Source organism: Fictibacillus sp. Mic-4 (assembly GCF_049843615.1).
Classification (GTDB): Bacteria; Bacillota; Bacilli; order Bacillales; family Fictibacillaceae; genus Fictibacillus_A; species Fictibacillus_A gelatini.
Window position 1 is genome coordinate 17094 of record NZ_JBBHZM010000035.1, and the last position, 23590, is coordinate 40683.

30 protein-coding genes are annotated in these 23590 nt (G+C 40.4%); 9 read left to right on the forward strand and 21 right to left on the reverse strand.

The genetic code is table 11. The annotated features are described in order from the left end of the window. Positions 1 to 27: 27 nt before the first annotated feature. A complete protein-coding gene (locus WD019_RS17685) occupies positions 28 to 291 on the reverse strand; it encodes an ArsR/SmtB family transcription factor (protein WP_051291518.1) in 264 nt (87 codons plus the stop codon). A 269-nt stretch (positions 292 to 560) separates the two neighbouring features. Here WD019_RS17685 and WD019_RS17690 point away from each other — a divergent pair, with 269 nt between their 5' ends. The 4 genes from WD019_RS17690 to WD019_RS17705 all read left to right on the forward strand — a co-directional run bounded on the left by WD019_RS17690 (position 561) and on the right by WD019_RS17705 (position 3926). Beyond that, positions 561 to 821 (forward strand): FeoA family protein, encoded by a 261-nt coding sequence (locus tag WD019_RS17690; RefSeq protein WP_026678471.1) that lies wholly within the window; start codon positions 561 to 563, stop codon positions 819 to 821. Continuing rightward, positions 814 to 1533 carry a FeoB small GTPase domain-containing protein gene (locus WD019_RS17695; RefSeq protein WP_425712330.1) on the forward strand — a complete coding sequence of 240 codons (720 nt, stop codon included), beginning with the start codon at positions 814 to 816 and terminating at the stop codon, positions 1531 to 1533. The genes WD019_RS17690 and WD019_RS17695 overlap by 8 nt, the downstream gene beginning before the upstream one ends. Next, positions 1511 to 2902, forward strand: a complete 1392-nt coding sequence (locus WD019_RS17700) for a nucleoside recognition domain-containing protein (protein ID WP_425712331.1) — start codon at positions 1511 to 1513, stop codon at positions 2900 to 2902. The genes WD019_RS17695 and WD019_RS17700 overlap by 23 nt, the downstream gene beginning before the upstream one ends. Before the next feature lie 130 nt (positions 2903 to 3032). Then, positions 3033 to 3926 (forward strand): DMT family transporter, encoded by an 894-nt coding sequence (locus tag WD019_RS17705; RefSeq protein ID WP_425712332.1) that lies wholly within the window; start codon positions 3033 to 3035, stop codon positions 3924 to 3926. A gap of 348 nt (positions 3927 to 4274) precedes the next feature. Here the strand turns inward: WD019_RS17705 and WD019_RS17710 are convergent, their stop codons facing one another. From WD019_RS17710 to WD019_RS17730, 5 genes are all read right to left on the reverse strand, one after another. Beyond that, the gene (locus WD019_RS17710; protein WP_026678466.1) at positions 4275 to 5009 is read right to left on the reverse strand and encodes a DUF4247 domain-containing protein; all 735 of its coding nucleotides are present in this window, start codon (positions 5007 to 5009) and stop codon (positions 4275 to 4277) included. 17 nt (positions 5010 to 5026) lie between these two features. Beyond that, positions 5027 to 5533, reverse strand: coding sequence for a DUF4178 domain-containing protein (locus WD019_RS17715; protein ID WP_425712333.1), 507 nt, complete (start codon positions 5531 to 5533; stop codon positions 5027 to 5029). 91 nt (positions 5534 to 5624) lie between these two features. Next, a complete protein-coding gene (locus WD019_RS17720) occupies positions 5625 to 6290 on the reverse strand; it encodes a PspA/IM30 family protein (protein WP_026677874.1) in 666 nt (221 codons plus the stop codon). Between the two features lie 112 nt (positions 6291 to 6402). Further along, on the reverse strand, positions 6403 to 7041 hold the full coding sequence (locus WD019_RS17725) for a helix-turn-helix transcriptional regulator (protein ID WP_425712334.1): 639 nt from the start codon (positions 7039 to 7041) through the stop codon (positions 6403 to 6405). 105 nt (positions 7042 to 7146) lie between these two features. Next, positions 7147 to 7593 (reverse strand): DUF86 domain-containing protein, encoded by a 447-nt coding sequence (locus WD019_RS17730; RefSeq protein WP_425712335.1) that lies wholly within the window; start codon positions 7591 to 7593, stop codon positions 7147 to 7149. Positions 7594 to 7703: 110 nt separating this feature from the next. On the opposite strand from WD019_RS17730, the gene WD019_RS17735 reads away from it, so the two are divergent. Beyond that, positions 7704 to 7973, forward strand: a complete 270-nt coding sequence (locus WD019_RS17735; protein WP_425712336.1) for a DUF3055 domain-containing protein — start codon at positions 7704 to 7706, stop codon at positions 7971 to 7973. A 180-nt stretch (positions 7974 to 8153) separates the two neighbouring features. Next, on the forward strand, positions 8154 to 8378 hold the full coding sequence (locus WD019_RS17740) for a hypothetical protein (RefSeq protein WP_051291464.1): 225 nt from the start codon (positions 8154 to 8156) through the stop codon (positions 8376 to 8378). Between the two features lie 5 nt (positions 8379 to 8383). Here the strand turns inward: WD019_RS17740 and WD019_RS17745 are convergent, their stop codons facing one another. Continuing rightward, positions 8384 to 8659, reverse strand: coding sequence for a YutD family protein (locus WD019_RS17745; protein WP_026677869.1), 276 nt, complete (start codon positions 8657 to 8659; stop codon positions 8384 to 8386). A gap of 114 nt (positions 8660 to 8773) precedes the next feature. On the opposite strand from WD019_RS17745, the gene WD019_RS17750 reads away from it, so the two are divergent. Then, the gene (locus WD019_RS17750) at positions 8774 to 9385 is read left to right on the forward strand and encodes a YhcN/YlaJ family sporulation lipoprotein (RefSeq protein ID WP_051291462.1); all 612 of its coding nucleotides are present in this window, start codon (positions 8774 to 8776) and stop codon (positions 9383 to 9385) included. Positions 9386 to 9429: 44 nt separating this feature from the next. On the opposite strand, the gene lipA is transcribed toward WD019_RS17750, so the two are convergent. Next, on the reverse strand, positions 9430 to 10314 hold the full coding sequence (lipA, locus tag WD019_RS17755) for a lipoyl synthase (RefSeq protein WP_026677868.1): 885 nt from the start codon (positions 10312 to 10314) through the stop codon (positions 9430 to 9432). 199 nt (positions 10315 to 10513) lie between these two features. Here lipA and WD019_RS17760 point away from each other — a divergent pair, with 199 nt between their 5' ends. Continuing rightward, a complete protein-coding gene (locus WD019_RS17760) occupies positions 10514 to 11515 on the forward strand; it encodes a M23 family metallopeptidase (RefSeq protein WP_026677867.1) in 1002 nt (333 codons plus the stop codon). A 227-nt stretch (positions 11516 to 11742) separates the two neighbouring features. Here the strand turns inward: WD019_RS17760 and yunB are convergent, their stop codons facing one another. From yunB to WD019_RS17775, 3 genes are read right to left on the reverse strand one after another with little or no spacing between them, the layout of a single operon-like run. Next, positions 11743 to 12546 carry a sporulation protein YunB gene (yunB, locus tag WD019_RS17765; RefSeq protein ID WP_051291461.1) on the reverse strand — a complete coding sequence of 268 codons (804 nt, stop codon included), beginning with the start codon at positions 12544 to 12546 and terminating at the stop codon, positions 11743 to 11745. A 60-nt stretch (positions 12547 to 12606) separates the two neighbouring features. Next, positions 12607 to 13089 (reverse strand): dihydrofolate reductase, encoded by a 483-nt coding sequence (locus WD019_RS17770; protein ID WP_026677866.1) that lies wholly within the window; start codon positions 13087 to 13089, stop codon positions 12607 to 12609. Beyond that, positions 13086 to 13880 (reverse strand): thymidylate synthase, encoded by a 795-nt coding sequence (locus WD019_RS17775; RefSeq protein WP_026677865.1) that lies wholly within the window; start codon positions 13878 to 13880, stop codon positions 13086 to 13088. The genes WD019_RS17770 and WD019_RS17775 overlap by 4 nt, the downstream gene beginning before the upstream one ends. 150 nt (positions 13881 to 14030) lie before the next feature. Here WD019_RS17775 and WD019_RS17780 point away from each other — a divergent pair, with 150 nt between their 5' ends. After that, positions 14031 to 14213, forward strand: coding sequence for a hypothetical protein (locus WD019_RS17780; RefSeq protein WP_026677864.1), 183 nt, complete (start codon positions 14031 to 14033; stop codon positions 14211 to 14213). 29 nt (positions 14214 to 14242) lie between these two features. On the opposite strand, the gene WD019_RS17785 is transcribed toward WD019_RS17780, so the two are convergent. The 10 genes from WD019_RS17785 to WD019_RS17830 all read right to left on the reverse strand — a co-directional run bounded on the left by WD019_RS17785 (position 14243) and on the right by WD019_RS17830 (position 23527). After that, positions 14243 to 14545: a YunC family protein gene (locus WD019_RS17785; RefSeq protein WP_026677863.1), complete on the reverse strand. Its 303-nt coding sequence runs from the start codon at positions 14543 to 14545 to the stop codon at positions 14243 to 14245. 91 nt (positions 14546 to 14636) lie between these two features. Next, the gene (locus tag WD019_RS17790) at positions 14637 to 16022 is read right to left on the reverse strand and encodes a bifunctional metallophosphatase/5'-nucleotidase (RefSeq protein ID WP_026677862.1); all 1386 of its coding nucleotides are present in this window, start codon (positions 16020 to 16022) and stop codon (positions 14637 to 14639) included. 14 nt (positions 16023 to 16036) lie between these two features. Continuing rightward, entirely contained in the window at positions 16037 to 16852 is an 816-nt protein-coding gene (locus WD019_RS17795; RefSeq protein WP_425712337.1) for a sulfite exporter TauE/SafE family protein, read from the reverse strand. Positions 16853 to 16913: 61 nt separating this feature from the next. After that, positions 16914 to 17759 carry a DUF72 domain-containing protein gene (locus WD019_RS17800; RefSeq protein WP_425712338.1) on the reverse strand — a complete coding sequence of 282 codons (846 nt, stop codon included), beginning with the start codon at positions 17757 to 17759 and terminating at the stop codon, positions 16914 to 16916. Between the two features lie 86 nt (positions 17760 to 17845). Beyond that, complete coding sequence (sufB, locus tag WD019_RS17805; RefSeq protein WP_026677859.1) at positions 17846 to 19243, reverse strand: Fe-S cluster assembly protein SufB; 1398 nt, start codon at positions 19241 to 19243, stop codon at positions 17846 to 17848. A 106-nt stretch (positions 19244 to 19349) separates the two neighbouring features. After that, entirely contained in the window at positions 19350 to 19793 is a 444-nt protein-coding gene (gene sufU / locus WD019_RS17810) for a Fe-S cluster assembly sulfur transfer protein SufU (protein WP_026677858.1), read from the reverse strand. Continuing rightward, positions 19783 to 21003: a cysteine desulfurase gene (locus WD019_RS17815; protein WP_026677857.1), complete on the reverse strand. Its 1221-nt coding sequence runs from the start codon at positions 21001 to 21003 to the stop codon at positions 19783 to 19785. The genes sufU and WD019_RS17815 overlap by 11 nt, the downstream gene beginning before the upstream one ends. Then, complete coding sequence (gene sufD / locus WD019_RS17820; protein ID WP_425712339.1) at positions 21003 to 22310, reverse strand: Fe-S cluster assembly protein SufD; 1308 nt, start codon at positions 22308 to 22310, stop codon at positions 21003 to 21005. The genes WD019_RS17815 and sufD overlap by 1 nt, the downstream gene beginning before the upstream one ends. A 15-nt stretch (positions 22311 to 22325) precedes the next feature. Next, positions 22326 to 23111, reverse strand: a complete 786-nt coding sequence (gene sufC / locus WD019_RS17825; protein ID WP_425712340.1) for a Fe-S cluster assembly ATPase SufC — start codon at positions 23109 to 23111, stop codon at positions 22326 to 22328. Positions 23112 to 23326: 215 nt separating this feature from the next. Further along, a complete protein-coding gene (locus WD019_RS17830; protein WP_425712341.1) occupies positions 23327 to 23527 on the reverse strand; it encodes a hypothetical protein in 201 nt (66 codons plus the stop codon). Between the last annotated feature and the right edge of the window lie 63 nt (positions 23528 to 23590).

The following is a 23590-nucleotide window of genomic DNA, read 5'->3' on the forward strand; positions in this document are numbered from 1 at the left end:
AAGGCTTAAAAAAGCCGTCAGTTCTTTTTAATCATGATTCACATGATGGATCATTTGATTTAATAGTGTAATGACATGTTCATCGTCAATAGAATAATAAAGGCTTGTTCCTTCTCTTCTGAATTTCACTAACCGTAAATTTTTTAAAAAACGAAGCTGATGGGAAACCGTTGATTGCATCAATGATAGTTCTCCGGTTATCTCATTGACCGAACACTCTCTCGTCGACAAGAGGTGCAAAATGCGGATTCGCGTTGGATCAGAGAGGGCTTTAAAGGTTTGTGAAACCATAAATAATGTTTCTTCATCAAGCCCTTTATAATGGTTGCATTCATTTTGCTCTTTATGCTCCACTTTCAACACCTCGTTTATATATGAGTATGTATTCATATTAAATAGTGTCGCTCTCATTGTCAAATAGATAAAGACAATTTTTAGAAAAATTTATTTTTTTTAATTGACAACTTAGATGTTTACCTCATAAAATGAATATAAACTAAAAGTTGCACTGAGGCAAAATAATCGACTAGAAACAAAACAATAGGGGGTATAAAACTATTATGGGCTTATCTAACAGCATTCCCTTATCTCAAGTGAAAACAGGTGAAATGTTTCAAATAAACAAAATTCAGTTAGAAGGTCCTTTAAAAAGGCGATTGCTGGACCTCGGGTTTATCCCCGGAGCAGTAGTAGAGGTGCTACAAAAGAGCCCATTAGGTGATCCAGTTGCCTATCGTGTAAGCAATACGACGATCGCATTAAGAAAAGAAGAAAGCCTTTTGATAACCGGATCATTAATCAGGAGTGAAGCGCATGAGTAATTTCAGAATTGCATTAGCCGGAAATCCAAACACCGGAAAAAGTACGTTATTTAATTTGTTAACAGGGCTAAGGCAACATACCGGCAACTGGCCCGGGAAAACGGTTATACATGCTGAAGGGGCATTGGACTATAAAGAAAAACACTACACGCTTATTGATTTACCGGGAACGTATTCCCTTTATTCGAATTCGGCCGATGAGGAAGTCGCCCGCGATCATATCATTTTTGAACGTCCCGATGTAACCATTGTTGTTCTTGATGCAACAGCGCTGGAGCGAAACATGAACTTAGCGCTTCAAGTATTAGAGATGACAAGCCGGGTGATTGTTTGCATTAATTTGATAGATGAAGCAAAGAAAAAAGGGATTGAAATTAACGAAAGAAAATTAGCGAGAAAACTTGGCGTTCCCGTCGTAAAAATTTCAGCCCGAAACAAAACCGGAATTAATGAACTGCTTGAAACGCTTGATCAAATGGCCGACGGAAAGATTGCGACAAACCCAATTCAAGTCACTTACAGTAATGATATCGAAGAAAAAATAGCACAATTAGAGCCTCTTGTTCAACGTGCAGTCGGAGATGCTTTCCCTGCACGTTGGGTGGCCTTACGATTGTTAGATGGTGACAAAAGCTTTCTCAATGCACTAAAGAAACGGCAAAACGGCGTCCAAAAGGAGGTTGCTGTTCATGGATACTCAGCATGCCACTAGTATTGAACAATTGTTTGGATACTCACAAACTTTAACCGATCAGGACGTTCGTGAAGAAATTGTCAGCAGCATTTATCAAACCACCCATTCCATTTGCAAGGATGTCGTCCACTATTCGAATAAAGAAAAACTGCAGCGCTCTGAAAAACTTGATAAAATTTTAACGTCCCCAATTTGGGGATTTCCGATTATGCTGGCAATGCTAGCGGTCGTCATTTATTTAACAATTGCGGGCGCAAACATTCCGTCAGATGCGATCGCCAGCTTTTTCAATTGGATCGAAGGATATTTAACGGCAGGTTTCAAAGCAATCCACGCCCCCGAATGGCTCTATGGCATTCTTGTTTTAGGTTTTTACAGGGGTACGGCATGGGTCGTTAGTGTTATGCTTCCGCCAATGGCCATATTTTTCCCCGTTTTCGCCTTACTTGAAAACTTCGGCTATTTGCCGAGAGTAGCTTTTAACATGGATCGTCTTTTTAAAAAGTCGGGGGCACACGGAAAACAGTCATTAACGATGGCCATGGGATTTGGCTGTAATGCGGCTGCCATCATGTCTACCCGGATTATTGAATCTCCAAGGGAGCGGATGCTTGCGATATTAACAAATAATTTTGTCCCGTGTAACGGAAGATGGCCAACTCTTATTCTCTTATCTTCTCTTTTTATGGCGGCTAGCTTTACAGGAGGGATGAAGACATTCATAACAGCACTTGTGGTTGTCTTAATGGTTGTATTTGGAATCATTGTGACATTAACTGTCTCATGGGTGTTGTCAAAAACGGCGTTAAAAGGCATCCCAACCCATTATACGCTGGAATTGCCTCCTTACCGGAAACCGAAAATTATAAATACGATTGTTCGTGCTACCCTTGATAAATCTTTATACGTTTTAAAACGTGCAGTAATCGTTGCCGCTCCCGCTGGAGTGCTAACATGGGTGCTTGCCAACCTTTATATTGGTGATACGAGTATTTTAATGTATGTTGTTCATTTCCTCGATCCATTTGCAAAAGCGATAGGACTGGATGGATTTATTTTAATGGCATTCATTCTTGGCTTACCTGCAAATGAAGTGGTTCTGCCGACATTATTGATGGGATATCTGGCGACAGGTGCGTTGACAGAAGTGGATAACATGAGCGAGCTAAGCCACATATTTACAAGTCATGGCTGGACGTGGCTTACCGCACTGAACATGATGCTTTTTTCATTGCTTCATTATCCATGCGGTACGACATTGATTAATATTTACAAAGAAACAAAGAGTGTGAAGTGGACGTTCGTCGCATTTATCCTGCCAACATCGTTAGCCATCATTGTCACTTTTTTAGTCAATCAAATCGTTCGTGGGCTCGGGCTCGTATAATATAAAAAGATGCCGAAGTGAAATTCTATTTCCTCCGGCATCTTTATTTCCAAAACAAATTAGTTGTAAATTTTTAAATCATGCCCGAAAATGGTACATAGACTTCATTTCATTAGGGGGCATGAGTCCATTGAATCCTTGGTTAGCAGTTGCAATTACGTTATTGTTTTGGTCTTCATCTTTTGCCGGAATTCGTGCCGGACTATCAGGAGGATATTCTCCTGGAAGCTTAGTATTGCTCCGATATTTAAGCGCATCGGCTTTTTTCATTATTTATGCGCTATTTGCGAAGAAACCTTTCCGAATACCGAATAAAAAAGATTTTCTAAAAATCTTCTTACTCGGCTTTATTGGAATTAGCGTCTACCACACATCACTTGCCTTTGGAGAAAAAACAGTGTCAGCTGGAACGGCAAGTTTATTAATTGGTGCCGCCCCTGTTTTCACAGCCATTATTGCCGCTTTCATATTAAAAGAGAAAATTTTGCCCATCGGCTGGGTCGGTCTGTTGATTGGCTTTGCCGGAATTTCTCTCATTACTTTTGGTGCGAGAGAAACGTCGATTGAAATTTCAAAGGGTGCCCTGTTGGTATTGCTTTCAGCGGTCTCTACATCCATCTTTTTTGTTTTTCAAAAACCGCTTTTTAAGAAATATAGTTCTATCGAATTGACCGCTTATTTTACATGGGCAGGCACGATTCCAATGCTCGTATTTCTGCCACGGCTTTTCTTAGATATGCAGCATGCCAGCGCCCCGGCGACTCTGGCCACGGTCTATATTGGCGTTTTCCCCGCAGCGATCGGATATGTCACCTGGGCGGTAGCTCTATCAAAAGTGAATGCTAGTTCTGTAACAAGTTCGTTGTACATCCAGCCCGTGCTTGCTATCTTTATTGCATGGATTTGGCTCGGCGAATTGCCGGAATGGCTGTCGATTATCGGAGGAGTCATTGCTATATCCGGAGTTATTGTTGTCAATGTTTTTGGAATGAGAAGACCGTCTAACCATAAAAGCTTAACATGACTTTATTGAAATAGTGCGCGATAGACAAATTCAGGTGCCGAGACTTCTGAGACAGGAAAAATGCCCAGCAGATCAGCCCTAAAGGACCATTTCGGGAAACGTGACGGGGAACTGTCCTATAGACCTTTTCTATTGGACAGTTTTGCCTCTCTTCACTTGAATCTTGTCTTATAGAGCGCTTCTATTGCACAGTTTTGCCTCTCCCCACTTAAATTTTGTCTTATAGAGCGCTTCTGTTGAACAGCTTTGACTCCCGTGACGAAAAAATGTCCATTACCGCAAAAAAAGTTTTCCACAAACTTTCCTAAATGCAAAAAGAACACCAACTTCATTTGTGTTGGTGCCTCTTCATCGTCGTTTTATTTTGCCATAACCGCCATAGTGTGTCCGCGGATGGGAGTTTTTCTTCGGATGAAACCATGAACCCCCTCCATCATCAGATTGTGAACGATTGATTTTACCCTTCGATTGATGCCCGGAAGTGCTTGTAGAGCTGCTTCCTGATGAAGTATGGCTTCCTCTTCGAGTGATGGAGCCTTTCTTTGATACAGTAACAGGCGGTGCCTTTTCTTTATCTGCTGCTGTAGGTTTATGATACGATCCGTTCGGTTTGTAAACATCCCTATCCCCATACCCGTGGTACGATCCACCGTGGCTCCCGTAGGAATGATCCAATAAATCAAAGAAATGATCTAAAATTTGCGCGGCAATAAATCCTTTTAGAAAAGAGGAATCATAATTGTTTTTTACAAATTCTTTATTATCGATTTCGATTAACGTATCGTTTGGATTTTTCGGATCCTTTTGAAGATTGTAAAGTTCATCCGAATAAACGATAAACATTTGATCCGAATTTTCTTCAGAAACTTGTTCAGGCTTACGGTCTTCCGTTATTTGTTTGGCTGTCTCCGGGACCGTCTGGTTTTTTGCCCGATAGACGTAAGATGTTTGATCCCCATTATTATTCACCGAGACAAGTGGATATTGGGCTTTGATTTCATCCGATTTTGAGCAGCCGGAAAAAATGCTTAACATTAAAATAGTAGCAATTCCGACCTTTAAAAGCAGGGAGAAACGTTTCAATATCAATTCCTCCTTATTTACGTCGCACGGACGACTTGCACATCCGCACGTATCGTTGGTTCGCCTTCATACATCATAAACCGGCCATCTTGCCATTCAATCCGCAACAACTTTCTTTGATCGGACTGAAATCTCCAGACGAATTGTTCTCCGGCCATTGAAAAAGGCGTTTTCCCCGTGGCGATCACCCGGCCATTGTATTCTTCTTCTAAATAATAATCGACTCCGTCTAATTCAATTGTAGAAGGGACTTCACGAATTGAATCGAGACGGCCATTAATTGTAGAATAGAGGGCAAACGATAATGTTTCCCGATCTTCCATATGCAAATAGCGAAGTTCATTCCCATCTCTCAAGGTTACCATCTGCTCTTTGCGGGCGTGATTTTTCACGGAGCCAATGACTTCATATGTAACTAACGAAACTTCTACCATGTCCCCTTCCCTTAGATCTAGCACAGTACGTTCTGGCTTAGGCGGTTCCGGTTTTGAAACAAGATTTTTGATTCGATTGAACAATCCCATTTTTTTCTCTCCTTAAAAACATTATAAGCCAATCGTGCAAAAAAGTTGAAAGAAAATCCTATGCGAACACAGGATTTTCTTCGTTATTTTTCTATTTTTGGTGTTTTTGCATAAGAGCCGCAAGTTCGTCCTCAATATCTTTATCTTTGTTTAACTCAGCAAATTCATCATCAAGCGATTTCCCTTTTGCATAAAACTCATTGGAGGCATCTGCTTGAGCTTCCATTTGCAATACTTTTTCTTCCATTCTCTTTAGCCCCGACATTGCAGAATCGGCGTTAAATTCAGCCATTGATTTATTGATTTGCGTTTGTGCTTTTGCGGCATTCGCTCTGGCAACAAGCGTTTCCCGCTTGTTTTTCATTTCCGTCACTTGTTTTCTCATTTCATCAAGCTTTTGACGAAGCGTTTCCGCCGTAGCTTTATTTTGTTCATAAGCCGCTTTAAACTCTTCCATTTTTTGCGTTGCAGCTTTCTTATCTTCCAAAGCGCGGCGGGCAAGGTCAAGCTTTTCTGCTTGAACCGCCATCTCTGCTTGTTCTGCACGTTTTTCAACAAGCGCCTTCTGTTCTTCATATTGCAGTTTAAATTTCTTTTCAAGGGCAATTTGGGCAGCAACAGCTTTTTCCGCATCTTCTAAATCTTCTACCATGTCACGAATATATTGATCCAGCATTTTCACAGGATCTTCCGCTTTTTCAATTAGCGCATAAACATTTGAAAGTGTTACATCTCTTAATCGTTTAAATAAACCCATTTAAAAATCCTCCTCAAGGTTTTGTTTCTTTTTTCATTATACAATTACGACTCAAGCGACAAAAAAGTTTCACCGTTAAACAAAAAAACTTTGCCCAAATCGGGACAAAGTTTTAAGCTTCTTTTTCGTTTCTTTTAATAATATAGTGACAATAGTCGCCGCCTTTAGCGAGACATATTTTTCTTTCAATATTGTCCGTGCCAAGCATTTTTTTAAACAGAGATAATTCACAGGAACATGCTTGTTGATACTCTTTTGCAACCATCGCAATCGGACAGTTATATTCTTTCAGTTCAAACGTGCCGTCGTCTTTTTTCTCCCAATCGACCATATAGCCTGCTTCATTTTGAATCGCGGCGAGTTCCGCGACTTTTTCCTCGAACGATTTATGCTCTAATCGTTCTTTATATTTATCATTTAAACGGTGTTCACGGCGGCTGAAGAGCTCATTCACCGTTTCCTCTCCCTTTAAAGCTTCAATGTCTTTAAGAAACTCAACCGTAATGCCTGAATAATTTCTCGGGAACTGTTCATCCCCTAAATCGGTTAAATGGTAGACATTAAGCGGTCTGCCCATTGCCTGGCGAACGAGAGTCGTTTGAACAAGATGGTCGCGTTCCAATGTATTTAAATGACGGCGGACCGCCATTTCTGTTATTCCTAATTGACTTGCCATTTCAGTTACAGTCAAGCGCTTTTGCTTTTTTAGCATATTGATGATTTCATCACGTGTCGAGGTGTTGTTTATCATACGATCACCTTCCTTTCCTTTATTTTAACGTAACTTCCTTAAAAAGTACATTATTAAACAAAAATGTTTAAAAAATAGACAAGTACGAACTTTAGTCGCACTTGCCTATTTTTCGTCCGGCAAAAAGGCTGAAACCGGCCCTAATTCATTTTCAAGATATTCGCGAACGTTTGCCGGGAAACTGGATACTGCATGAAGGTTCTCTTTTAGCGTTTGCATTAATTGACCATGGTCAATCTCACAAAAATCTTGAACTAATAATTTGCGTAAAGCGATGATTTGTTTTAAACTTTTTTCCGCTTGTTCATCAATGACGTTTTCATCATGTAAAATATCTATAATGTCCTCATAACTTCCTGGATCTCTCATAATAAACCCATCAATAATGCCATTGCCGACATCCAGAATACTCTCAATTAACAAATGCCCAATCCGCTCTAACGCTAATTGTTCAAGAGAAGTGCCCACGCTTTCTAAATTGGCGAAATCACCAGTCAATTTTTCAATATATTGGAGTTTTTGTTCAATTTTTTTTCGGTCTACAAAATACATTTTTTTCACCTATCTTTATTGTTCTTATTGTATAGTTTAGCATATTGTTGTAGGAAATGTCGGATTACGCTATGATAAAGTAAGCATTTTTACGTTTGGAGGAGAAGAAAATGACTGAGGAACGTTTCTTTTTGTATGATGATAAAGAAGAGTCCGAAACACGCTTTGTCGGTTTTATGGGGAAAAATAACCGTTTTGATTTAGCCATTGTAAAAACCAACCGCCATTTTGGGAAAAAGCTTGTCCTCAATATCCAGGGAAATCGGTTTGCCATCATTGGCCATGATGACCTTGAAGAAGAGGGCTATTTAGAATATGCATTCGGCATAAGCGAAGAGGATGCCGATGAATTACGACAATTCCTTTATGAAATAATATAAACAGGGACAAGGATCCTTTTTTTAAAAACTGGGCAAAAAAACCAGCGGCCATGATCACCTTTTTGGGCAGTTTAAAAGTAAGGATAATTTTCTCTATCCTTAAAAGCCTAAAGGGGTGATTTTTTGTCTAAAGAACGAAAATATACGGATTTCTCTAATGTGGAAACAGGCAGAACCTATATGATTCAAGAAGAATTTCCGGAAGGCCCGGTTGGCTCGCCCGTGAACATGAAACTCGGGAAATCAACACCGTGGGAAGGAAATGAGCGGCATTATACACCCTTTAACTATGAATACAAAAATCTTCATGAAGGACTCGAACGGCAAATGCCCGGAGCCCATGTTACGCACGATGACCCGGATACACATGTGCAGGAGCCATATGACGATTATCCTAACCCCTAGAATTTCTAGGGGTTTATTTTCTTAAGGACAAAATACGGACAGCCAAAATTGCAATATTCATAAATATACTCACCCAATGTGCTGATTTTCGTGTCAAACGTCGCTTTTTCGTGATGGTCTTCAAAAAATCCGCGTAATCGGAGCTGATTATACCCAATATCTCCAACAATATAATCATATTTATGTAAAATTTCACTGTAACGTGTTTTAAATTGTTCTTCATTAAAGGCGTTTTTTTCATTTTCTACTAGTTCATATACATATTCGCCAATCCGAATCATGAATGTCACCTCTCTTCCCTTTATTTTACCATGTACGACAAAAATTCAGCCAACAATTTCTTGTAAAAGATTGTTTAATTCAGGTCACTCTAACTAAAGAGGAGGTGAAAAGTATTGAAAATCAAAATCATACTAAGTCTGGCTGCTGTTCTTTTATTGTCAGCATGTGGCGGATATGACTGGCGTAACGACAGAGCCACTGAATATAAATTTTCAAGAGTGAACTATAAAGAAGCGAACCAGAGAAACCGAAATTATGCAGATTTTGGTTTTGAAAGGCACGAGCGCAAGGGCGAGCATGCCCGGGCTTTAAAGCAGCATGAAATTCCTTACATTGACAGGCAAAAATTGGCCCATACCGTAACTGATTTAGCGATTCGGATGCCTCAAATTAAAGATGCGGCAACCCTTGTAACTGACAAAGAAGTATTAATTGCTTACGTTACAACGAACAAAGACCGTATGGCTGCAGCCGACATGGTAAAAGATACGGCGATGTCCATTGTCCCGCGTTATTATCATGTCTATGTATCCGATGAAAAAGGGATGATTCCGAAACTGCAGCAATATCAATCGTTTAATACGCATACAGCTAATCGCAGAGTCGTTATCAATCATTTAATTAAAGAAATGAAACGATCTCCTCAAGGCTATCCTGTCGGCACTGAAAATGCAAACGGTGAGAAGCCGGGAGAAATGGAAATGGAGAAAAGCAGAGCCAAATAAAGAGGAAAAACCAGAAGCGAGTGGCATGCTTCTGGTTTTGTCTCTTATTTATTCTGTGCGGCTGCGTTTACTTGTTCGTCAGCATGGTATGAAGACCTTACAAGCGGACCGGATTCACAATGTTTAAAGCCTTTTTCAAGCGCGATTTTCTTGAGTTCTGCAAATTCATCCGGATGATAATACTTTTGTACTTTTAAATGCTTTTTCGTCGGTTGTAAATATTGGCCGATCGTCATAATGTCAACATCATTTGCCCGCAGGTCATCCATTGTCTCCAAAATTTCTTCCCATGTTTCGCCTACTCCGATCATTAAGCTGGATTTTGTAGGGATTCTTGGATTCATTTCTTTCGCTCTACGCAAAAATTCCAATGATCGCTCATATGTAGCACGTGCACGAACTCTAGGTGTTAAACGTCTGACCGTTTCGATATTATGGTTCAAAATGTCAGGCTTTGCATCCATTAGCGTTTTTAAATTTTCATAAACGCCCATCATATCTGAAGGAAGGACTTCGATTGAACAAAACGGATTTCGTTTTCGAACCGCACGAACGGTTTCGGCAAAAACTCCGGCCCCGCCATCTTTTAGATCATCACGTGCTACCGCGGTAATAACAACGTGTTTTAATCCCATTTGCTCAACAGATTCCGCTACGCGTTCCGGCTCTTGTAGATCAAGTTCAGTTGGAAGACCTGTTTTTACCGCACAAAAACGGCAAGCACGGGTACAAATATCGCCTAAAATCATAAAAGTTGCCGTTTTTCTTATTGCCCAGCATTCGTGAATATTAGGGCATTTTGCCTCTTCACAAACGGTGTGCAGCTTTTTCTCCCGCATCATTTTTTTCAAATCTTTATAATTTTCATTTGTGTTTAGTTTTATTTTAAGCCAGTCCGGCTTACGTAGATGTTCTTCTTTTTTTGCCAAATTCCTCAACTCCCATTTCACTTGGCTTCATGTTTGTTAAATTAGCCGTGATGATGAATTGTTTTAACTCCAAATTTTACTTTAACATACTCAATAAAAAAACACCAACCGACGATTTTTTCCAACATTTTGAGTTAATGATTTTCCATTGAAAAACCAAACTATTGATATATGCCCAGAAAGGAGTTGTTTCACTTTCATGAGGAAAGGGTTAATTCTCCTCACTTTGACAGCCTTTCTTTTTTCATTCTTGCCGTGTAAAGAAACAGAGGCCGAAAATTCCTCATTTTCTAAAGAAGAAATAGAGCGCATGGCATTGTATAAAAAAATGGAAGCACTTACGTTGATTCCATGGTATTATTTTGCCGGAGTCGATCAATACGAAAGAAGCGTAAGACGTGCAAGAAAAGATATAGAAAAACAAAAAGGGCTTGTCGGCATTTATTACGCTCCGAGACAATGGGTCGGGCCGTTAAATCCTGACCTCCATGATACAAATCCATCAAGTATTCAATTATTCGGGGGAGTAGGTTTAGATGGAAATCATGACGGAAAGGCGAGTCTTGAAGATGATGAAGATGTTCTTTATACGTTTGCTCATTTTATTCAAAAATATGGTTCCGATCCAGACGATTTTAAAATCGGATTATGGGAGTATTATAAACGCGATAAAGCGGTAGGGATTATTATGGGAAATGCGGCTATATATAAAGCATATGGCACGGTCGCACTTGATAAACATTGTTTCGTCCTGCCTTTAAGAGCAAACTACAGCTTTCGGGACACATGGGGAGACAGGAGAGGATACGGGGGATTACGTATTCATGAGGGAACGGATATTTTTGCCGGATACGGAGTCCCTGTCAGGGCAACATCATACGGTATTGTCGAAATGAAAGGCTGGAATCGTTATGGAGGATGGCGGATTGGGATACGGGATATTAACAATGTATACCATTATTACGCCCATTTAAGCAGCTTTAACAAATCGGTTGAAAAAGGAACGATCGTAGAACCTGGAATGATTGTCGGATATGTCGGAAGTTCCGGATACGGACCGCCGGGAACGTCCGGAAAATTCCCGCCACACCTGCATTACGGAATGTACCGCGACAATGGGATATTTGAGTGGGCATTCGACCCTTATCCTTATTTACGCGCCTGGGAGCGACAGGAACGAATATCCTTAAAAAAGAAATAAACAACGTGCACCATTTCACGTTGTTTATTTCTTTTATTTTTAATGTCCGCCATAAAAGGCCATCTCACCTGGTCACTCGCATTTAACCCGTCTACTCCCACCATTGCTCTTTGATTCCTAACCAAGAGCTTGTTAACCATTAAACCGGCTTCTTCATAATAGCCAGGAATAAAAATAAACGATGGCTTCTCATCTTTAATACGAGTTTCAAAATCCAGTTTATAACATCATTCCTCTTTTTTCTCTTTTGTTTGATTGGACTTTTTAGTTTTTTCAGCATCATACGGAACGGTAGGCTGAATCGGAGTTCCTGATTCGCTATAAAATTGAGGGACTTCTCCAGGGATGAATTTCCCAACGACTAGATAATCCCGATCAACTTCTTTCGTTTTTGTGGCAAATGGAATAACCGTCTGTACATCGACATTTACTTTGATGACCACTTGAATCCAGGTATTGTTAATTCCAACTTTCTTGACCGTTGGTTCTAATTTTGTTTTCACGTCGCCAACCATAACGAACTTTACGGGGATTTTTGGCCCCTCGTTCGCAAGAATTGAATTTTTCATCGCCTGGCCGAGCGGAATATATTCAATGACACCATCGCTTTTTTTATGTGAAGCTTTTTTGTCATTTAATTTCCCTTCCCTTAAATCCTCTACTGAAATTTCGCCATTCGAAATGCTATCTAAATAGCTTTGAACCATTTCGTTAGATTTTCTTTGTATTCGGTTAATGATGAAATAATTTAAATCACTCGATATGATATTCCCGTCTTTATCCTTTTCCAGGCTGACGATATCTTTCATCTCATCAATGCCCACAATCTTTTCCATCACGATTTCATTCAGTGCAAGTGTTGCAACTTCCTCTGTCTTTTTATCTGCTATTAACAGCAATGTCGGTTCAATCCCTTTATCAATAAATTCCAATGCAAGAATGGTTAATCCTATAAAAAGAATGAACGAAATAATAAGCACAGTCCGAAAGCGAAGCGGGCCTTTCCTCAGTTTCATCCTCCGCCGTTTCATCAATGAAAAACCCCCTTTCATGCTATGTTTATGCATGGAAAGGGGGAGCTATTTCACGATTTAGGACATTTTCTTGTCATAGACGATAAAATCATGAGGATATTTATTTTTCTCATCTACCTGTCCGGGAGTTTTTGAAACGATCTTCCATTCTTTTTCATTAAAGTCAGGAAAATACGTATCGCCTTCAAACGTCTCATGGATTTTTGTAATGTACATTCGGTTGACATATGGCATAAAAAGCCTGAAAACTTCCGCTCCGCCGATCACGCAAATCTCCTCATTATCCCGCTTAATAATATCCTCTACTGAATAAATAACCGTGCAGCCTTCCGCTTTATAGTTTCGGTCCCTCGTCAGTACGATATTTTCCCTCCCTGGAAGCGGCTTTCCGATCGATTCATACGTTTTTCTGCCCATTACAATCGGCTTATTCATCGTCACTTTTTTAAAGTATTTTAAATCAGCCGGCAAGTGCCATGGAAGCTTATTTTTACTTCCGATTAAATGGTTCTCGTCCATCGCGACGACATAAGAAATCATACGGATACTTCTCCTTTAATGTGAGGATGGTATTCATAGTTCACGAGCTCGAAGTCTTCGTATTTAAAATCGAAGATTGAAGTTACCGCAGGGTTGATTTTCATCGTCGGCAGCGGCTTCGGCTCGCGTGTCAGCTGCAATTTCACTTGCTCAATATGGTTCTTGTAAATGTGGGCGTCCCCAATCGTATGGATAAATTCACCCGGTTTCAGGCCGCAAACTTGCGCGACCATCATGGTCAGCAGCGCATAAGATGCGATGTTGAACGGGATTCCAAGAAAGCTGTCCGCTGATCTCTGATAAAGCTGGCAGGACAACTTTCCATTTGCGACGTAAAACTGAAACAGCAAATGGCATGGCGGCAGAGCCATCTTCGGCAAATCAGCCGGATTCCATGCCGATACAATGAGCCTGCGGGAATCAGGGTTATGCTTTATGTCATGGATGACGTTGGCAATTTGATCAATCGTCCCTCCATCGGGTTTTGGCCAGGAGCGCCATTGGTGTCCATACACGGGGCCTAAATCGCCGTTCTCATCAGCCCATTCATCCCAGATGCTGACGCCATTTTCTTTTAAGTATTGAATGTTCGTATCTCCTTTTAAAAACCAGAGCAGCTCATGAATAATGGACCGCAAATGCAGCTTTTTCGTAGTGACGACAGGAAATCCTTCTTCAAGATTAAATCTCATTTGACGTCCGAATACAGAAATCGTGCCAGTGCCTGTCCGATCCTCCTTTTCAACTCCGTTTTCAAGGATATCCTTCAGCAAATTCAAATATTGCTTCATCTTACCACCTCTTTTTTACCTTTGCCTTAATGGTATCATACATTTAATCAGAATAATCTTATTTCAATTTTTCATTTTTTCATCCAATTTGGATCATTTCTTGTTATACTAAGAGAGGAGAAAAAATAATAAGAAAAGAGGGAATGTCAATTGGACTTTAAAAAGCTAATCCAGGCCATTTATTATTTACAGATCAGCTTTTTTGTCAGCGGGCTTTACCTCCTTTTAATCTACATTTTCACAAACAATAAAGAGCGTATTCCAATCATGACCGGTGTGCTTTGCATTAATTTCATCGCGTTAAAATTAACACGAGACCGGTTTAAATATTAAAAACCGCACCAATGATGGCGCAGTTTTTATCAAACCATTTTCAAAAGAGCATCCTTCCCAGTCATTCCGACTTTAATCCCGATATTTTCCGCTTCATATGTGATCGATTCTAACGGTGCTTCTAATAGTTGTTCAATCGTCCGGACTCCAACAGCTCTTGCTGCAATAATTTTTCGATCGGCTAATTTTTCGTTTAAGAGCGAAACATCAAGTGCTCCACATGAAATGTATCCTTTTTCATTATAGATTACCATGAAATTTGTTTTGGGCAAGCGCAGTGTTACTGCTGTATATGGATGACCTTCAATAAAAATCGGATTCATTTCCAACATATTCCCACCTCTTTCCCCTATAAGTTTATGTTGTTAATCCAAAAATGCTAACGCAATTTTTTAGAGGCGAGAAGTGGGAATGTATGAACGTTTATGATTTCAATTTCCAGGCTAATAAATCCCGAAGCGTTTCAGGGAGCAAGTATTCTTTATGTTTACTTCTTGCAATCGATGGATAGAGATGCCCGAACGTGAACATATCTATCGTTGCAATTTCATAGATTTTCTCGTCATCTACCGGTACACCTTCAACCATTATTCTTTTCACATGAAAATGTCCGTCCTTCATTCTTTCTTTAATAACATCAATCCCGGAAAAAACCATGCAACCTATCACTTTCCCCCTGAATCCCAGACCTTTAAGCTGCAGATGAATCATTTCGTCTGTCAGACTGTGTCCGATGACTTCTTTTAGTTCATTCCCTTTTAAACGAATGATGCATGGATTGATTGGGTGGGGGCAAATGCGGTGTAAATCGCCCTTTGTGACAGGCCCTGCAGGTAAGCCTTCCAGGAGGACACCGCTATTGACCATTGCTAATTTCGTTTTACACCACTCTTTTAAAGTTTCTGCTAACAGCTTAGCAAACGGGGAAGGCGTTTCCCATGAAATCGTTAATGGCTCCTGTAAATAGGCAATTTCTTTGTTTAATAGGTCTCTCCCCTTTTTTTCAAGAGACATTATTAATTCTGACGTTCCTTCATCAGGTTCCAAAGTATTTGCTGGGATTAAATCAGCTTCAATGTGAATAATGTTTTTCGTCAATGGATGATAATCCACTTTTATCGAGCCCAGGTTATTTCCATATTTTCCAGTTTGGGCGATGAACGTTTTATTAATGATCAATCCTTTTTTCAGCTCATGATGTGTATGAGCCCCGAGAATCATATCGATTCCTTCAACCTCCTGCGCCAATCGCTTATCCTCATTTAACCCTAAATGGGATAAAACAATGACAAGGTCTGCATTTTTTCTTAAGTTTTCTATGATTGGGCGTACAGCGTCAAATGGATCCGTAACCTCCCAACCGAGCGGACTGTAAAAACCGGTAAAAGGGACTGTCACGCCGGTCACACCGATCTTTAAACCGTCTTTTGTTTCATAATAATCATATGGCTTTGCCCAGTATGGCCTCCGCCCTTTTTCATCTAATAAATTCGCGACATAAATAGGAAATTTCGCCTCTTTATAAAGAGCATTTAATTCGCTTTTCGTTAAGGTGATTCCCTCATTATTTCCAATCGTTACTCCACTTACATTGATATCATTAAGTAGTGCCGTATTCCCCTGACCGGCTGTTCCTTCGGTCAAAGGATGAAACTTATCAACATGATCGCCGCAATCAAAATAAAGAACAGATTCGCCCAATGATTCAAAACGTTCTTTTGCCAATTTCACTTCCCGGGCAATGCCGGGCCAATTTTCAAAATGACTATGCAAATCATTCGTATGGTAAATATGTAATGTTGACTTCACGAGATGTACCTCTCTTATAAAAAGATTCCTTTATAAATGAAACGTACCCCGAAACCCATGAGAACGAGAAGAAGGCTAAGAACAACCGTTTTATCTTTCATTTTTGAATGGATATACGTGCCAAACTTAGCGCCAAACCAGGCTCCTGGGACAAGCGCAAGCGCATATAACCAGATGATATTACCGTAATATAGATGAGTCGAAGAACCAACAACACTCGATAAAAAAATCATAAACATGCTTGTCGCAACCGCTATCGATACCGGAAAACCAAAAAGAAGAATCATCGCAGGCATCATTAAAGAACCGCCGCCGATTCCGAACAGCCCGGAAATCATCCCAACGACGAATGAGATAATGACAGCAAGAACAGGTTGATAGGAATACGTGACCGTCTCACCTTCATCATTCATTACCGTTCTTTTAAATCCTTTTTTTGCCGGGATCGGCTTTAATTTATCCCGAATCATCAGTAAGAACGAAACAAATATCATAAATCCGCCGAACAAACAGTAAAATGTACCCTGGCTGACGCCTTCATTTAATGCTGCGCCAATAATCGATCCGGGACCGCTCCCGATAAAAAAGATCAATCCGCTTTTATAATCCACTTTTCCTTTTTTTATGTATGAAAGTGTAGATGACAGGCCTGTGACGATCAATATGATAATCGATGTCCCAACAGCATGTTGAGGTGTAATATTAGGGAAGAGCCCATGTTCACCACCGTATAAAAGAGAAGGCACAACAATTATGCCTCCGCCAAGACCGATAATACTTCCAAATGTACCTGCAAGAAATCCTGTTATGATAAGTATAATCCAAAGCACCCATCTCCCTCGCTTTCTTTATTCATTATGTGTCCAATAAGGAGGTTTCCCGGACCATCCTCTAAAACAAATCTAGTTGTCTCGGAGCCAATCCCTTATATTCTATACCTAAATACTCGATCAATTGTTTCGCATTTTCTGCGGCATCCCCGCCTGAGTTGTTGTTAAACAAGACAACGATTTCTCTTGATTGTTTGGCAAGTTCCTCAATATTCTTCTTCCACTCAAGGAGCTCATCTTTATTGTAGCGATACAAATATCGGACTTCTCTCCAATTAGGCTGGCCATGATTGTTCCAGCCATACACATTTCGCCCGTGCATTCTGACGAGTGTAAGATTAGTATTTGTTGCTTGAAGTACGGTCGGAACCGATCCTGATCCCGCCTGCGGCTCATCACAAACCGAATGGATCCATCCTTCTTCTGTCATGAAGCGTAATGTCTTTTCTTTCATCTCAGGTGAAAACCATGATTGATGCCGGAATTCAAGAGCAACAGGCAGATTGCCCATCAATTCTTTCGTAACCCGCAGAATAGTAACGCTATCTTTCGTGCATTCAAACCAGGGCGGATATTGAAACAATACCATTTTTAATTTATTTGATTCAATTAAAGGTTGGATCGACTCTTTAAACGAATGGAACATTTCTTTTATTGATTTGAATTTCCGCTCTCCTCTTGAGTGACCGGTCATCTCCTGGTACGCTTTGACGACAAAAGAAAAGCATTCGGGCGTGTCTTTTGCCCACTTTACATAATTTTTTTCTGGTTGAATGGCATAGAAAGAAGAATCAATTTCAACAACTGGAAAATGGCCGCTGTATACTTGCAGCTTCTCGCTTGAAGGTGCCCCGTCTGGATACAATATGTCATGATCTCCCCACCCGGTTACTCCAATTAATATCATGAATTTGTCTCCTTATGTAGCTATAAATGTTTTGAACGTATTGCAAAAGCGAACTCACACCCCGAGTTCGCTTTGCAAAAAAGATATTAACCAATTGAGCCTTCCATCTCAAACTTAATGAGACGGTTCATTTCAACTGCATATTCCATTGGAAGTTCTTTTGTGAATGGTTCGATGAAGCCCATAACAATCATTTCTGTCGCTTCTTGTTCAGAAATACCGCGGCTCATCAAATAGAACAATTGATCTTCGGACACTTTCGACACAGTCGCTTCATGCTCAAGCGTGATATTGTTGTTTAAAATTTCATTGTATGGAATCGTATCGGATGTTGATTGATTATCCATAATGAGCGTATCACATTTAATGTTCGATTTAGATCGATCCGATTTGCGTCCAAAGTGGGCGATACCACGATATGTTACTTTACCACCTTGTTTAGAGATCGATTTCGAAACGATAGTTGAAGAGCAATCCGGCGCAAGGTGCAGAACTTTTGCTCCTGCATCCTGGTGTTGTCCCTTACCAGCGATTGCAATGGAAAGAATCGTGCCCTTTGCACCGCGGCCTTTCATAATAACGGCCGGATATTTCATCGTTAAACGTGAACCGATGTTACCGTCAATCCATTCCATTGTCGCATTTTCTTCTGCAACGGCACGTTTCGTTACAAGGTTATAAATGTTGTTCGCCCAGTTTTGAATCGTAGAGTAACGGCAATATGCGTCTTTCTTTACGATAATTTCAACAACCGCACTGTGCAGAGAGTTTGTTGAATATACAGGGGCTGTACAGCCTTCTACATAATGGACGGAACTTCCTTCATCGGCAATGATTAATGTACGTTCGAACTGTCCCATATTTTCCGAGTTAATGCGGAAATAGGCTTGCAACGGAGTGTCGCATTTTACGCCTTTTGGTACATAAATAAACGAACCTCCGGACCATACTGCCGAATTTAAAGCCGCGAATTTGTTATCCGACGGTGGAATAACCGTACCGAAATACTCTTTGAAAATTTCTTCATGTTCTTTTAGCGCTGTATCTGTATCAGTAAATAAAATGCCTAATTCAGCCAGGTCTTCTTTCATGTTATGATATACCACTTCAGACTCATATTGTGCGGATACACCGGCAAGATATTTTTGTTCTGCTTCTGGAATACCAAGTTTATCGAAAGTCGCCTTAATTTCCGGCGGAACCTCATCCCATGATTTCTCTGACTTCTCTGACGGCTTAACATAATACGTAATGTCATCAAAGTTTAGCTCAGATAAATCTCCGCCCCATTGAGGCATTGGCATTTTATAAAATTGTTCTAATGATTTTAAACGGAATTCAAGCATCCATTCAGGCTCATTTTTCATTCGTGAAATTTCTTCGACGATTTCTTTCGTTAACCCGCGTTTTGAACGGAAAATGGATACGTCTTTATCTCTAAAGCCATATTTATACTCGCCGATTTCAGGCATTTTTTTCGCCATCGTTCAGGTCCCTCCTTAAAGGATACGTTCTTGCGCTAATGGCATTTCTTGCATTCATTGTACGTGTTAAAGCACAAATAAACAACCACCTGCGCAAACATGGTAATTATTGTTTTTCTGTCTGGCTCCCTACGCCTTTCTCCATCGCTTTCCAAGCAAGAGTGGCGCATTTAATGCGGGCAGGGAATTTAGAAACACCTTGCAGCGCTTCAATATCACCTAAATCAAAGTTCTCTATTTCATACTCTTTCCCGAGCATCATATTGTAAAAAATGTGGGCAAGTTTTTGCGCTTCTTCCACCGACAATCCTTTGATCGCCTGCGTCATCATCGATGCGGAAGAAAGACTTATGGAACAGCCTTCACCATCAAATTTAGCGTCCATTATCTTTCCATCTTCAATTTTCAAGTGAAGCTGAATTCGATCTCCGCATGTCGGGTTGTTCATATGAATCGTTACTGAATCATCTGAGAGTTCCCCTTTATTGCGTGGATTTTTATAATGATCCATGATGACCTGCCTGTAAAGCTGATCTAAATTAGAAGACATGACCGAAATACTCCTTTGTTGTAATTAAGCCTTTAAGAAAAATGTCAATCTCTTCTTTTGTATTGTATAAATAAAAACTTGCGCGGGCGGTGGCAGTCACATTTAACCATTTCATTAACGGCTGCGCGCAATGGTGGCCAGCACGGACAGCAATTCCTTCTGCGTCAAGAACCGTTGCGACATCATGTGGATGAACATCATTAATATTAAATGTTATAAGTCCAGCACGCGCTGATGGCCCATATACCGTTAAGCCTTCTATTTCGTTTATGCGGCTCATTGCGTAATTAACAAGCTCTTGTTCATGGTCATGAATCGCATCTAAACCAATTTCTTCGAGGAAATCAATAGCCGCGGCTAAACCAATCGCACCTGCAATGATCGGTGTCCCGCCTTCAAACTTCCACGGCAATTCTTTCCATGTTGAATCATATAAGTCAACAAAATCAATCATTTCACCGCCGAACTCGACTGGTTCCATTTGTTCTAATAATGACTTCCTTCCATAAAGTACGCCAATTCCCGTTGGCCCACACATTTTATGAGCAGAGAAGGCAAAGAAATCACAGTCTAATTCTTGAACGTCAACTTTCATATGCGGAGTGCTTTGAGCACCATCAACAACCATTATCGCGCCATTTTTATGGGCGATTGCAGCAATTTCCTTAATCGGATTGACCGTTCCTAAAACGTTCGATACATGGGCAACAGAGACAATTTTAGTATGTGCCGTCACTGTGCTTTCTACATCTTTAAGATCGATTGTTCCGTCTTGTTGAAGCGGCAAATATTTAAGCGTTGCACCCGTTTTCTTTGCCACTTGCTGCCACGGAATAATATTGCTGTGATGTTCCATCGGTGTAATAACAATTTCATCACCTTCTGAAACATTGGCTAAACCGTAGCTTGATGCAACTGTATTAAGAGCGGTTGTCGTTCCGCGCATAAAAATAATTTCTTCCGTCTGCTTTGCATTGATGAAGCGCCGAACCTTTTCACGTGCTCCTTCATAGCCATCCGTGGCGCGCGTACCAAGGGTATGCACACCACGATGAACATTGGAATTATATTCACGATAATACTTGTCTAAGGCTTCAATAACAGCAATCGGTTTTTGAGAAGTCGCAGCGCTATCGAAATAAACGAGTGGTTTACCGTTAACTTGTTGATCAAGGATCGGAAACTGCTTTCTGACTTCCTGAATGTCCATTACTTAACTTTCCTTTCTATAACCTCGATCAACCGTGATTTAACAGATTCAAGCGGAATTTCTCCTACAACAGGAGCAAGGAAACCATGAATAATTAACCGTTCAGCTTCCGTTTTCGAAATACCGCGGCTCATTAAATAGAAAAGTTGAATCGGATCAATGGTTCCGACAGATGCAGCATGGCCTGCTGTTACATCATCCTCATCAATTAAAAGAATCGGGTTTGCATCACCACGCGCTTTTTCGCTTAGCATTAAGACACGTTCCGTTTGCTCCCCATTCGATTTCGTTGCGCCATGTTCAATTTTGGCGATTCCGTTAAAAATTGAACTTGCTGTATCTTTCATTACACCATGGGTCAAAATGTAACTTTCTGAATGTTTGCCATAATGGATGGCATGTGCGACGAAGTTTTGTTTTTGATCCCCGCGGCCGATCGATACCGTCTTTTTGTCCGTATATGAACCATCTCCGACTAAATGGGTTGTGTTGTCTGAAATGGTGTTTCCATCATTCAATTGGCCGAGTGCCCATTCGATTCTTCCGTCACGAGCTGCCCGACCACGGCGGTTTACATATGTCGTCATTCCTTTAGCGAAATTATCTACCGCTCCGTAAATCACTTTCGCACCGGCTCCGGCAAATACTTCAGAAACGATATTGGCAACAGATGGGCTTTCATCATTGGTAGACAAATAATTTTCCACATACGTTACGGAACTGTTATCTTCCGTGACGATTAAAACGTGGTTAAATATGCCCGTTTCTCCATCATCATTAAAATAAATCGCTTGAATCGGAATATCCACTTCAACATTTTTTGGAACGTAAACAAATGCTCCGCTGCTAACTAAAGCGGCATGTAGGGCAGTTAAACGATGCTCGTCTACATGCACTGCGTCTTTCATAAAATAATTGCGGACTAAATCGCCATGTTCCCGAACGGCTGTGGCAAAATCGGTAAAGATGACGCCTTTATCTTTTAACTCTTCCGTAACCGAGTGATAAGCAACCGCTCCGTTTCGAATAACGAGGACGCTTCCCGCTTCCTCTTCTTTCCCGATTAACGCTTGAATCGCTTCTGGAAGTTCATGGAAAGCGACTTGTTTATTCCCGCTTACTTCATGTTTGAATTCGGTAAAATTCCAATTGTCAATTTTTGTTTTTTCCGGTTTTGGCATTGGCAGGCTTTGCGCTTGTTCCAATGCTTGTAAGCGAAGTTCCGCCAGCCAGGAAGGCTCTTGTCTCTCACTCGAAAACTTGCTTACGTAATCCTTGTCGAATTTGAAAGAAGTATCAACTGACATGTATAGCCCTCCTTGCTACGCTTCTTGACCAACAGTTTCGTCTTCAATGCCTAATTCTTCTTTAATCCAGTCATATCCTTCAGCTTCAAGACGTTCAGCAAGTTCAGGACCGCCTGATTTTACAATACGCCCTTGCATCATTACATGTACTTTATCAGGTTTAATGTAATTCAATAGACGCTGGTAGTGTGTAATAATTAAGCAGCCGAAATCAGGACTGCGCATTTCGTTAACACCTTTTGCAACGATTTTAAGAGCGTCAATATCTAGACCTGAGTCAATTTCGTCTAAAATCGCAATTTTCGGCTCTAACATCATTAACTGCAAAATTTCATTACGTTTCTTCTCACCGCCGGAAAACCCTTCATTTAAATAACGGTGCGCAAAAGAGCTGTCCATTTCAAGGACTTCCATTTTCTTGTCTAGTTCGCGAATGAATTTCATTAAAGAAATTTCATCGCCTTCTTCACGTTTTGCATTGATGGCAGAACGCAAGAAGTCAGCGTTCGTAATTCCGCTTACTTCACTTGGATATTGCATCGCAAGGAAAAGACCAGCTTTAGCTCGCTCATCAACGTCCATTTCTAAAAGATCTTCGCCGTTAAAAAATGCTTTACCGCCTGTTACTTCATATTTCGGGTGACCCATAAGAGCCGCTGAAAGAGTAGATTTCCCCGTCCCGTTAGGTCCCATAACCGCATGGATTTCCCCGCCATTTATTTCAAGGCTAAGACCTTTGATGATCTCTTTATCGTCGATTGCAACATGTAAATCTTCAATCTTTAAGTTAGGTGTTGACATAGAATGACCTCCATCTTAAAATTCATACGTATCTAATCGTAATGAAAGTAATCTCGAGAGTGAAGTGCTTTTCCATTCTCAATTTATTCTCATTCTAATTTTATAACAAATGAAATGTATCTTCAACATTTCCGGTTATTTTATTTCTTCTGTCAAAAAATCAGTACCCCATTATTAGGATACTGATTTTTTCTTACATTATAATAGTTTGCCCATTATAATATCTTACGGTCCAATTCTGCTGTAACATCTAAACCTTTAACGTATTCTGCTTCACGTTTTTCCTCAACCTCTAAACGCTTCTCAAGGCTTCTTTCATACTCTGCGTATCCAATGCCGTGTGATTTCTGCATCGCTTTTTCCATCTCAGATGTATGCTTGACTTTAATTTGTTGGATAATGAACCATCCTTTCAATTTTAAATGTCCCTATCAGCTTAACAAATATCATATCCTCTTTCAACCGAAGCGATTCTTATA